The organism is Nonomuraea sp. NPDC049421, from assembly GCF_040677005.1.
Lineage (GTDB): Bacteria > Actinomycetota > Actinomycetes > Streptosporangiales > Streptosporangiaceae > Nonomuraea > Nonomuraea salmonea.
This window is the reverse complement of record NZ_JBFAQA010000022.1, coordinates 184,259-194,968: the sequence shown is the minus strand read 5'-3', so window position 1 is coordinate 194,968 and position 10,710 is coordinate 184,259. Positions and strand designations below refer to the sequence as shown.

General features: G+C 72.8%; 13 protein-coding genes and 1 pseudogene. 9 read left to right on the top strand and 5 right to left on the bottom strand.

Annotation, left to right across the window (positions count from 1 at the left end; all coding sequences use genetic code 11):
* A pseudogene (locus tag AB0K18_RS32755) lies at positions 1–244 on the bottom strand (hypothetical protein); the annotation flags it as partial.
* Between the two features lie 102 nt (positions 245–346).
* Between AB0K18_RS32755 and AB0K18_RS32750 the strand changes: the two are divergent.
* The 8 genes from AB0K18_RS32750 to ptsP all read left to right on the top strand — a co-directional run bounded on the left by AB0K18_RS32750 (position 347) and on the right by ptsP (position 7,076).
* Positions 347–1,108, top strand: coding sequence for a DeoR/GlpR family DNA-binding transcription regulator (locus AB0K18_RS32750; RefSeq protein ID WP_364922094.1), 762 nt, complete (start codon positions 347–349; stop codon positions 1,106–1,108).
* Positions 1,105–2,082 (top strand): 1-phosphofructokinase, encoded by a 978-nt coding sequence (pfkB, locus tag AB0K18_RS32745; protein ID WP_364922091.1) that lies wholly within the window; start codon positions 1,105–1,107, stop codon positions 2,080–2,082. Before AB0K18_RS32750 ends, pfkB begins: the two co-directional genes overlap by 4 nt.
* 32 nt (positions 2,083–2,114) lie before the next feature.
* Complete coding sequence (locus AB0K18_RS32740; RefSeq protein ID WP_364922088.1) at positions 2,115–3,215, top strand: PTS mannitol transporter subunit IICB; 1,101 nt, start codon at positions 2,115–2,117, stop codon at positions 3,213–3,215.
* A 3-nt stretch (positions 3,216–3,218) separates the two neighbouring features.
* Positions 3,219–3,527: a PTS lactose transporter subunit IIB gene (locus tag AB0K18_RS32735; protein ID WP_364922085.1), complete on the top strand. Its 309-nt coding sequence runs from the start codon at positions 3,219–3,221 to the stop codon at positions 3,525–3,527.
* Positions 3,520–3,945, top strand: a complete 426-nt coding sequence (locus tag AB0K18_RS32730) for a PTS sugar transporter subunit IIA (RefSeq protein WP_364922083.1) — start codon at positions 3,520–3,522, stop codon at positions 3,943–3,945. The genes AB0K18_RS32735 and AB0K18_RS32730 overlap by 8 nt, the downstream gene beginning before the upstream one ends.
* A complete protein-coding gene (locus AB0K18_RS32725; protein ID WP_364922080.1) occupies positions 3,942–4,946 on the top strand; it encodes a zinc-dependent dehydrogenase in 1,005 nt (334 codons plus the stop codon). Before AB0K18_RS32730 ends, AB0K18_RS32725 begins: the two co-directional genes overlap by 4 nt.
* 11 nt (positions 4,947–4,957) lie before the next feature.
* Positions 4,958–5,239, top strand: a complete 282-nt coding sequence (locus tag AB0K18_RS32720) for an HPr family phosphocarrier protein (RefSeq protein WP_364922077.1) — start codon at positions 4,958–4,960, stop codon at positions 5,237–5,239.
* A 229-nt stretch (positions 5,240–5,468) separates the two neighbouring features.
* A complete protein-coding gene (ptsP, locus tag AB0K18_RS32715; RefSeq protein WP_364922075.1) occupies positions 5,469–7,076 on the top strand; it encodes a phosphoenolpyruvate--protein phosphotransferase in 1,608 nt (535 codons plus the stop codon).
* Between the two features lie 94 nt (positions 7,077–7,170).
* On the opposite strand, the gene AB0K18_RS32710 is transcribed toward ptsP, so the two are convergent.
* The 3 genes from AB0K18_RS32710 to AB0K18_RS32700 all read right to left on the bottom strand — a co-directional run bounded on the left by AB0K18_RS32710 (position 7,171) and on the right by AB0K18_RS32700 (position 8,854).
* A complete protein-coding gene (locus AB0K18_RS32710) occupies positions 7,171–7,497 on the bottom strand; it encodes a hypothetical protein (protein WP_364922072.1) in 327 nt (108 codons plus the stop codon).
* Complete coding sequence (locus tag AB0K18_RS32705) at positions 7,494–7,925, bottom strand: type II toxin-antitoxin system PemK/MazF family toxin (RefSeq protein WP_364922069.1); 432 nt, start codon at positions 7,923–7,925, stop codon at positions 7,494–7,496. Before AB0K18_RS32705 ends, AB0K18_RS32710 begins: the two co-directional genes overlap by 4 nt.
* Before the next feature lie 122 nt (positions 7,926–8,047).
* Positions 8,048–8,854 (bottom strand): AraC family transcriptional regulator, encoded by an 807-nt coding sequence (locus tag AB0K18_RS32700; RefSeq protein ID WP_364922066.1) that lies wholly within the window; start codon positions 8,852–8,854, stop codon positions 8,048–8,050.
* A 348-nt stretch (positions 8,855–9,202) separates the two neighbouring features.
* Between AB0K18_RS32700 and AB0K18_RS32695 the strand changes: the two genes are divergently transcribed.
* Positions 9,203–9,556: a VOC family protein gene (locus AB0K18_RS32695; RefSeq protein WP_364922063.1), complete on the top strand. Its 354-nt coding sequence runs from the start codon at positions 9,203–9,205 to the stop codon at positions 9,554–9,556.
* On the opposite strand, the gene AB0K18_RS32690 is transcribed toward AB0K18_RS32695, so the two are convergent.
* Positions 9,553–10,638 carry an epoxide hydrolase family protein gene (locus tag AB0K18_RS32690; RefSeq protein WP_364922060.1) on the bottom strand — a complete coding sequence of 362 codons (1,086 nt, stop codon included), beginning with the start codon at positions 10,636–10,638 and terminating at the stop codon, positions 9,553–9,555. The genes AB0K18_RS32695 and AB0K18_RS32690 overlap by 4 nt on opposite strands.
* Positions 10,639–10,710: the final 72 nt, after the last annotated feature.

The following is a 10,710-nucleotide window of genomic DNA, read 5'->3' as shown; positions in this document are numbered from 1 at the left end:
GGGCCCGGGTGAGCGCGCCCCCATGTTTGCTTTTCTTTTTTTCTTTCTTCGTGAGGGGGGCGGTGGGATTGTGGGTGGGCGCGTTGCGCACCGCGACGAACGTGCCGGCCTGGCGGTCGAAGACCACCCACGCGGCGGTCGTGCCCGCGGGCACGCGGGGTGCCGCGGCGGCCTGGGCGGGCGACGCGAGCGCCAGCGTGAGGCTGCCGGCGAGGAGCAGGGGTGCCAGGGGCTTGGTACGCATTCGCCTATAACTACCAGATTCCGGTGGTGGGCCCTTGACCCGCCAACGAAAGCGGGTATAAACACAGAGGAAACCAACTCGAAACGGCGGTGAATCAACATCATGTACGCCGAGGAGCGGCAGCAGGAGATCCTGCGACGTGCGCGGGCCGCGGGCCGCGTCGACGTGGTGACGCTGGCCGCCGAGCTCGACGTGACCACCGAGACGATCCGCCGCGACCTGACGTCGCTGGAGCGGGCCGGCGTGCTGCGCCGCGTGCACGGGGGCGCGATCCCCGTGGAGCGGCTCGGCTTCGAGCCCGCGCTCGCCACCCGCGACGAGGTCATGACGGCCGAGAAGGAACGCATCGCCAAGGCCGCGCTGGCCGAGCTGCCCGAGGACGGCTCGATCATCATCGACGCGGGCACCACCACGGGCCGCCTGGTGAAGGTGCTGCCCGCCGACCGGGAGCTGACGGTGGTGGTCAACTCACCGCCGCTGGCGACCGCGCTGGCCGCCCGCGCCAACCTGCACGTGATCATGCTGGGCGGCCGGTTGCGCGGCAAGACGCTGGCCACCGTGGACGACTGGGCGCTGACCCCGCTGGCCACGCTCAACGTGGACGTCGCGTTCATGGCGACCAACGGCTGCTCGCTGACCCGCGGGCTGACCACCCCCGACCCCGCGGAGGCCGCGATCAAGCGTGCGATGGTGAAGGCCGCGCAGCGCAGCGTGCTGCTCGCCGACCACACCAAGTTCGGCAACACCTACCTGGCCACGTTCGCCGACCTGAGCGAGATCGACGTGGTGATCACCGACACCGGGCTGGACGTGACGCAGGCCGCCGACGTGGCGGCCGCCGGTCCGGAGGTGATCAGGGCGTGATCCTCACCCTGACGCTCAACCCCAGCCTCGATCGCACGATCGAGATCTCCTCGCTCGACAGGGGCGCGGTCATCCGCGCCGCCGCGGCCCGCCTCGACCCCGGCGGCAAGGGGGTCAACGTCTCGCGCGCGCTGCTGGCCAACGCGGTGGCGAGCCGGGCGGTGGTGCCGTACGGCGGCGACGAGGGCAGGCAGCTCGTCCGCCTGCTGGCCGCCGAGGGCCTCGACATGGTGACCGTACCGGTGGCCGGCGCGACCAGGTCCAACGTCACGCTCGCCGAGCCCGACGGCACCGTCACCAAGGTCAACGAGCCGGGCACGGCGCTGTCGCCCGCCGAGCTCGACACGATCGCCGAGGCCGTGCTGGACGCCGCGCACTCCGGCGGCCAGGGCACCGACTGGGTGGTCGCCTCCGGCAGCCTGCCGCCCGAGGTGCCCGCCGACGTCTACGCGCTGCTGTGCCGGCGCTTCGCCGGGGCCGGCATCAACGTCGCGGTCGACACCAGCGGGCCCGCGCTGTCGTGCGCGCTGCCCGCCGCACCCACGCTGGTCAAGCCCAACCTGGAGGAGCTGTCGGCGGCCACCGGCCTGCCGATCAGGCGGCTCGGCGACGTGGTCGCGGCCGCGGGCGAGCTGCGTGCGGCGGGGGCCCGTACGGTGCTGGCCAGCCTCGGCGCCGACGGCGCCGTCCTCGTCGAGGAGTCCGGCGTCTGGTACGGCGAGGCGCCCGCCGCCGTGCCGCGCAGCTCGGTCGGCGCCGGCGACGCCATGCTCGCGGGCTTCCTCGCCGCGGGCGGCACCGGCCCCGACGCACTCACGCAGGCGCTGGCCTGGGGAGCCGCCGCCGTCCAGCAGCCCGGCAGCCGCATGCCGGGCCCCGCCCACATCGACCTCAGCGCCGTCACCGTGTGCCGGCCCGACCCCGACCGTCCGCTCTCCACCGCTGTCCCCGCGGCACTCCCGCAACCCGGCTGATCTCCTGCTCATCCTCCAAAGGAGCACGTCCCATGGCCGACACCTACACTCCCCCGGTCACCGGAACCGGGGTCAAGGCCACCATCCAGCGCATCGGCGGCCATCTGGCCGGCATGATCATGCCGAACATCGGCGCGTTCATCGCCTGGGGTCTGATCACCGCGCTCTTCATCCCCACGGGCTGGCTGCCGAACGAGTCGCTCGCGCAGATGGTCGACCCGATCATCCGCATCCTGCTCCCGGTCCTCATCGCCTACACCGGCGGCCGGATGGTGCACGGTCAACGCGGAGCCGTCGTCGGTGCGGTCGCGGTGATGGGCGTCGTGGTGGGCACGGAGTCGCCGATGTTCCTCGGCGCCATGATCATCGGGCCGCTCACCGCGCTGATCCTGAAATATGTGGACAAGTTCACGGAGCAGCGGACCAAGGCCGGCTTCGAGATGCTGGTCGACAACTTCTCCGCCGGCATCGTCGGCGGCGCGATGGCCATCGTCGGCTACTACGCCATCGGCCCGATCGTGCAGGCCGTCACCACCGGCGCCGGCAACGCCGTCGAGTGGCTGATCACCAACAACCTGCTGCCGATCGCCTCGGTGCTGATCGAGCCGGCCAAGGTGCTGTTCCTCAACAACGCCATCAACCACGGCGTGCTCAGCCCGCTCGGCGTCGCCGAGGCCGCGGAGAGCGGCAAGTCGATCCTGTTCATGCTGGAGTCGAACCCCGGCCCCGGCCTCGGCCTGCTGCTGGCCTTCCTGCTCTTCGGCCCGCGCGCCATGCGGCCCACCACCCCCGCCGCCATGATCATCCACTTCTTCGGCGGCATTCACGAGATCTACTTCCCGTACGTGCTCATGAAGCCCCGCCTCATCCTGGCCGTCATCGCGGGCGGCGCGGCCGGCGTGTTCACCTTCATGATCACCGGCGCCGGGCTGGTCGCCACCCCGTCGCCCGGCAGCATCTTCGCCTACCTCGCGGTCACCCCCAAGGGCGGCTGGCTCGCCTCCAGCCTGGGGATCCTCGTGGCGACCGGCGTCTCGTTCGCCATCGCCGCCATCCTGCTCGGCTTCGGCAGGGGCGAGAAGGCCCAGCCAGAAGAGGCCGAGACCGCGGAAACCACCCAGAAGGAGAGCTGAGCCATGGCCGGCATCGACAGCAAGGACATCCACAAGATCATCGTGGCCTGCGACGCGGGCATGGGCAGCAGCGTCATGCTCGCCTCCACGCTCAAGAAGCAGCTCAAGGACACGGGCGTGACCGTCGAGCACACCCCCGTCAACGACATCCCGGACGACGCCGACGTCATCGTCTGCCACTCCGGCCTGGCGGCCCGTGCCAAGGCCGCCGCCCCGGGTAAGGTGCTGATCCCGTTCCAGATCTTCCTCGGCGACCCGGCGGTGACCCGGCTGGTGAACACCATCAAGAACGGCGGCACGGTCGATGCGTGACGACCTGCTCGACCCCCGGGCCGTCCTGCTGCACGAGAGCGCCCCAGACCGCACCGCGGCCATCCGCCGGTGCGGGCGGGCGCTGGTCGAGGTGGGGGCCGTCGAGGAGCCGTACGTGGAGGCGATGCTCGAACGCGAGCGGACGATCTCCACCTACGTCGGCGAGGGCGTCGCCATCCCCCACGGCACCGCCGCATCCAAGGGCACCGTCAAGCGCGACGCCATCTGCGTGGTGCGCTTCCCGGACGGCGTCGACTGGGACGGCGAGCAGGTGACGCTCTGCGTGGGCATCGCGGCCAAGGACGACGGGCACGTGCCGCTGCTGGCGGCGCTGGCCGACATTCTGCTCGACCCGGAAAGGGCGCGGGCGTTGCGGGAGGCCACCGAGGTCTCCCAGGTATTGAAGGAGCTCACATGAAGGTCGCGCGTTTCCACGCGCCAGGTGACATCCGGATCGAGGAGGCGCCCGAGCCGGTCGCCGGTCCGGGCGAGCTGAAGATCCGGGTACGCAACTGCTCCACGTGCGGCACCGACAACAAGATCTTCAAGTTCGGCCACCACCACATCGTGCCGCCGCGCGTGATGGGCCACGAGATCGCCGGCGAGGTCGTCGGCACCGGCGCCCGCGTGCAGGTGATCGCCGCCATCCCGTGCGGCACCTGCGGCGAGTGCCGGCGCGGGCGGCTCACCGTGTGCCCCAACCAGGAGTCGATGGGCTACCACTACGACGGCGGCTTCGCCGAGTACATGATCGTGCCGGCCAAGGTGCTCGCCGTGGACGGCGTCAACGCCATCCCCGACGGGGTGGGGTTCGCCGAGGCGTCGGTGGCCGAGCCGCTCGCGTGCGTGCTGAACGGGCAGGAGCTGGCCCGCGTCGGGCCCGGCGACGACGTCGTCGTGATGGGCGCGGGTCCCATCGGCTGCCTGCATGTGCGCCTGGCGCGGGCGCGCGGCGCCTCCCGGGTGTTCCTGGTGGACGTCAACGCCGAGCGCCTCGCCATGGCGGCCGAGCTCGTACGCCCCGACGCCGCCATCGACACCGACCCCGTCGAGCAGGTGCTGAAGCTGACCGGCGGACGCGGCGCGGACGTCGTCATCACCGCCGCCGCCTCGGGCGCCGCCCAGGAGCAGGCGGTGCGGATGGCGGCCAGGCAGGGGCGCATCAGCTTCTTCGGCGGGCTGCCCAAGGACAACCCGATCATCTCCCTCGACTCCAACCTGGTCCACTACCGCGAGCTGACCATCGTCGGCGCCAACGGCTCCAGCCCCGCGCACAACGCCCAGGCGCTGCAGCTGGTCGCCGAGGGGTCGGTGGTGGTGTCCGACCTGATCACGCACCGGCTGCCGCTGCCGCGCGTGCTGGACGGCATCGACCTGGTCAGCAGGGGCGAGGCCATCAAGGTCACCATCGAGCCCTAGGAGGGTCTGCCATGGCACAACGTACGGTGGTCGTGGCCTCGGCCAGCGGCCTGCACGCCCGGCCCGCCAAGCTGTTCGTGCAGGCGGCGGTGAAGGCCGGGGTGCCGGTGACGATCCGCGCCGGGGACAAGGCCGTGCCGGCCAAGAGCATGCTGGGCGTGCTGTCGCTGGGGGCGGTCCAGGGCACGGAGGTCACGCTGGAGGCCGACGGGCCGGGGGCCGAGGAGGCGCTCGACGCGCTGGCGGCCCTGCTGTCCCGCGACCTCGACTCGGAAGAGGCCCTCGATGCCTGACACCCCACCGCTCCCCGGCTCCCCCACCACCGAACCGACCACCCCCGTCCCCGCCGGCGGATCGACGACCTCCGCATCCGCCGGCTCCGGCCCGGCCCCCTCCGGCCCGGCCCCCTCCGGACCCGCCCCCTCCGGACCCGCCACCTCCGGACCAGCGGCCGCTGAGCCGGCCGACGCCGGGCCGATGGGCGGTATGGGCGGTTCCTCCCCCGCCCCTGGGAACGGTCCGATGAACGGCGAGTCGTGGGAGGGGAGCGCGGGGCGGATCGCCGGGCTGGGGGTCAGTCAGGGGCGGGCGGCCGGGCCGGTGCTCCGGATGGCGGGACCGCCCGCGTTGCCCGCGCCACGGGCCGTCGGCGACCCCGGCGCGGAGGTGGCCGCGGTCGGCGAGGCGCTGGAGTCGGTGGCCGCGGACCTGAACAGGCGGGCGGCGGAGGCGGGCGGCGAGGCGGCCGGGATCCTGGAGGCCCTCGCCATGATCGCCGGCGACCCGATGCTGCGCGAGGACGCCGAGGCCAGGGCCGGGTTTGGCGTGGACGCCGCCCACGCCCTCGACGCCGCCTTCGCCCAGCACCGCGAGGCCCTGGCCGCGCTCGGCGGCTACCTCGCAGAACGCGCCGCCGACCTCGACGACCTCAAGCACCGGGCCATCGCGTCCGTGCTCGGGCTGCCCATGCCGGGCCTGCCCGACCCCGGCCACCCGTACGTGCTGGCCGCCGACGACCTCTCCCCCGCCGACACCGCCGGCCTGAGCGACGACGTGCTGGCCCTGGTCACCGAGCGCGGCGGCCCCACCAGCCACACCGCGATCCTGGCCCGCGCCCGCGGCCTGCCCGCCGTGGTGGCCTGCAAGGGCGTCATGGACCTGGACGACGGCACCGTCATCGGCGTCGACGGCACCACCGGCGAGATCGCCGTCGGCCTCACCGGCGCGCAGGCGGCCGCCGTCGCGGGGGAAGAGCGGGCGCGCAGGGCCAGGCTCGCCGCCGGCACCGGGCCGGGCAGGACCGCCGACGGCCACCCCGTCAAGCTGCTGCTCAACATCGGCTCCGCCGCCGACCTGCGGCCGGGCTCGGAGGGGGTCGGGCTGTTCAGGACGGAGTTCCTGTTCCTCGACCGCAAGCAGGCGCCGTCGTACGAGGAGCAGGTGGCGGCGTACGCCGACGTTTTCGCGCGGACGGGCAGCGTCATCGTGCGCACCCTCGACGCGGGCACCGACAAGCCGCTGCCCTTCCTCGGCCTCCCGCACGAGGAGAACCCGGCGCTCGGCGTACGCGGGCTGCGCGTGGACCGGCTGCTGCCCGACGTCCTCGGCACCCAGCTCGACGCCATCGCCGAGGCCGCCCGCCGCACCGGCACCGAGCCCTGGGTGATGGCGCCCATGGTCACCACCATGGCGGAGGCCAGCGCCTTCGCCCGCCAGGCCAAGGCCAAGGGCATCGCCAAGGTGGGCGTCATGATCGAGGTGCCGGCGGCGGCGCTGCGGGCGTCCCGGCTGCTGCAGGAGGTCGACTTCCTCAGCATCGGCACCAACGACCTCGCCCAGTACACCTTCGCCGCCGACCGCCAGCACTCCGCCCTCGCCGACCTCCTCGACCCGCGCCAGCCCGCCCTGCTGGAGCTGATCGGGATGTGCGCGAGGGCCGGCCGCGAAGCCGGCAAGCCGGTCGGGGTCTGCGGCGAGGCCGCCGGCGACCCCCTCCTCGCTCCCCTGCTGGTGGGCCTGGGGGTGACCAGCCTGTCGATGGCCCCCGTCTGCGTCCCCGCCGTCCGGGAAGCCCTGTCCGCCCTGACGCTGGCGGACTGCCGGGAACGTGCCGAAGCAGCCCTGGAGTAAGACGACGACCCAACGGCCCGACCCGGCTTCTCCAGGCCGGGCCGGGCCCACGGCCACGTCGTGAACTCCCGTGGGGGGAGTCCACAACTGGACCTCAGGCAGAGGGACGTTCGTGGTTCATCGGGAGGAACCGCTCGGTGGCGGCCATCCAGGCCGCGAACGCCACGCATCCGGTCTCGAACGCCACCAGCCGCCCGTCCCACGCATCGCCGGGACGCTCGGCCTTGGCCGCCGAACGCAGCAGGGCGAGCCCGCCGGCCAGATTCGCCAGCCCCCACACCAGGTTCACCCCGGGACCGGAACGCCGGCCGGCGAGCGGGGTGAGATGGCGGCGCCCGGTGACGGCCGTGGCCAGGTGGGGAGCGCTGTTGCTCACCAGCAGCCCGGCCACGAACGAACGGGCCCGGGGCGGGAACCTCACGATCCCACTTTCCAGCCGTGCAGCTTCATGAGCCGGGCCGCGACCCTGGCGAACCGCTCACCGTCCAGCACCGCGCCCTCCCGGCGGATGTCGTCCTCGTCGAGCTCGAACACCCGGTCAAGACGTACGTAGGACGCCCGGTCGTCGCGCCCCCACGTGCCCAGCTCCAGCCAGTCGGGCCCGTCGTCGCCCTTGCTGGACAGCATCATGCCGAGCAACCGCCGCCCGGTACGCCCCACGACCAGCAACGGCCGATCCTTACCCCGGGACGGGTCCTCCTCGTACGGCACCCACGCCCACACGATCTCCCCCGGATCGGCCAGGCCGTCGAGGTCGGGAGAGTAGGCCAGGGTGGCGGTCCCGCGCAGGGAGTGAATCTCACGTACGGCACCACGGGCGGGGCGGGGGTCCTCACCTAGATCACGCATTGAGGGAGCTTACGACCCACCCCCACAGAAAATCCACTCACCCCGGCCGGACGCCGTCGACGACGCCACACCGGACGGGTGACGAGCGGACACCCAAGACCGTTGAGGTGTGGCGGACGTCGTCAGGACGGGCGATGAGTGGTGAGGAGGTGGCGTAAGGCTGTCGGGGTGTGGCCGACGTGGTGGCGGATGGTCCTGGTGAGGTGGGCCTGGTCGGCGAAGCCCAGGTCCGCCGCCAGCGCGGCCAGGCTCGGAGCGCCTTCTTCCAGGCGGTCGAGGGCGCGGCCGACCCGCACGCGGTTGCGGTAGTGGGTCAGGGAGACGCCAAGTTCGCGGGTGAAGGCCCGGCTCAGCTGGTATGGGGACACGCCCAGGTGGGCGGCCAGCGAGGTGAGGGTGGCGGTTTCCGGGATGTCGGCGGAGAAGGCCTCGCGGGCGGCGTCGACGATGCCGGCCGTGTTGCTCTTCCGGGCCGTGTCGCGGGAGCCGGGCGGGGTGAGGGCGGTGCGGAGGAGGAGCGTCATGGTCTCGGGCAGCGCGAAGGCGGTGTCGCCGTCGTGGGCCGCCCGGAGGAGGCGGCGGTGGGCCAGGTCGAGGCGGGCGTCCACGTAGAACGCCGGCGCCGTCAGCGCCGTTGCCTTGGCGGTGGGCGTGGCGGAGCGGGTGTGGCGGCCGGTGCCGTCGTGGAGCGGCATCGCGGCGGTGAGCGTACGCCACAGGCCGGGTGAAAGTGACAGGGACGTGCACACGTCGCCGCCGGCCGGGTGGGCGAAGCGTTCCTCCTCGCCGGGCACCCCGATGTACGCCATCGTCGGGTCGCTGATGACGGCCCGCCCGCGCGTCATCCGCCGGAACACGCCTCGACGCACCAGCACCACGTGGTAACGGTCACTCACCTCCGGGGCCGACCAGCCCCGGTGGTCGGCCACGCAGGTAACGGCATCGAGCCGGAACCCGGGCCCGGAGGCCAGACACGCTGAGGAAAGCATGCGCGAAACGCTAGCCACCGCCTCCGACAATTCCCGCCGGACGTTCCCACGCCGGCACACCGCCGAGGGATCGTCCAGGACCGCACAACGACGGGTAGCCACGAAGCGGCGTGGTCCGTACGCGAGGGCCAGGCGACACACGGCACCCTAGGGGGTGAGGCGGGTGGCGCGATCGCCGGCCCTGCCAACGCGGGTGGTGCGTGGGTCGTGTTGAAGGTGGAAGCGAAGGGGTGGTGGGGCGCAAGGATGTTCAAGACCCCCGACGCGTCGACCGGCACGATGAATCCCATGACAGCGAATCTTTCTTCCATCGTGTTCGACTGCGCCGACCCGGTCGCCCTGGCGGGCTTCTACGCCAAGGCGACCGGCTGGACGCGGACGGACGGTGACGCGGACTTCGTGACGCTCGAGGGTGGGCCCGTGCCCGTGTCGTTCCAGCGGGTCGAGGGGTACCGGGGGCCGGGATGGCCGGACGGTGGCAAGCACGTGCATCTCGATCTCACCGTGCCCGACGTCGAGGCCGCCAAGAAGGAGCTGGCGGCGCTGGGCGCGGTCGTGCCGGAGTTCCAGCCGGGCGGTGACGGGTGGACGGTGCTGGTCGACCCCGAGGGGCACCCGTTCTGCGTCATGGCCGCCGGTTAGGACAGGGAGGCGAAGAACGCCCTAAGGTCGTCGGCCAGCAGGTCGGGGGCCTGGAGGGCGGCGTAGTGGCCGCCCCGGCCGAACTCCGACCAGTGCGCCACGTTGTGCACCTGCTCCGCGTAGCGCCGCACGGTCGTGTCGCCGGGGAAGACGGCGATGCCGGTCGGCGTCGGATCGGGCGCGGCGGGCGGCGCCCAGTCGGGCATGCTCTCCTTGTACAGGCGGCCGGCCGAGCCCGCCGTGCCGGTGAACCAGTAGAGGGCGACGTTGGTGAGGATGTCGTCGGGGTCGAGCCCGCCGGCGTCCTCACCCCATGAGGCGAACGCGTCCAGGTTCCAGGCGAGCAGCCCGGCGGGCGAGTCGGTGAGGGCGTAGGAGAGGGTCTGGGGCCTGGTGCCCTGGATGACGGCGTACCCGGAGACCTTCTCCCACTCCCGCACCCCGGCGGCGCGCTCCTGCTCGGCCTCCGTGAGGCCGGCGCCGTCGTCGGTGGGGAAGGCGGTCACGGACGCGTTGAGGTGCACGCCGACGACCCGGCCGGGGGCGGCGCGGCCGACGGCGGCGGAGATGAGCGAGCCGAAGTCGCCGCCCTGCACGCCGTACCGGTCGTAGCCGAGGCGGTCCATCAGCGTGACCCAGGCGGCGGCGACGCGGCGCACGCCCCAGCCGGGCTCGCGGGTGGGCCCGGAGAAGGTGAAGCCGGGGATGGACGGGATGACGAGGTGGAAGTCGCGGCTGAGCGGGCCGGCGAGGTGCGAGAAGTCGGCGAACGAGCTGGGCCAGCCGTGGGTGAGCAGCAGCGCGGGCGCGTCGGCCCGGTCGCTGCGCACGTGCACGAAGTGCACGCGCTGGCCGTCGATCTCGGTCGTGTACTGGGGCAGCTTGTTGAGCCTGGCCTCGTGGGCGCGCCAGGAGTAGCCGTCCTTCCAGTACGCGGCCAGCTCCCGCACCGCCTCGGGCGGCACGCCGTAGGTCCAGCCGGCCTCGTCGAGCGCGTCGGGCCAGCGGGTCCTGGCGAGCCGTTCGCGCAGGTCGTCTAGCTTGTCCTGGGACATGTCGATGACGTGGTCGTCGATGAGCATGGCTGGGACGGTAGGCGGCGCTCCGGTCAGTTCCCGGCCGCAATGGCGGCGCCGAGGGGCACGCACGCAACC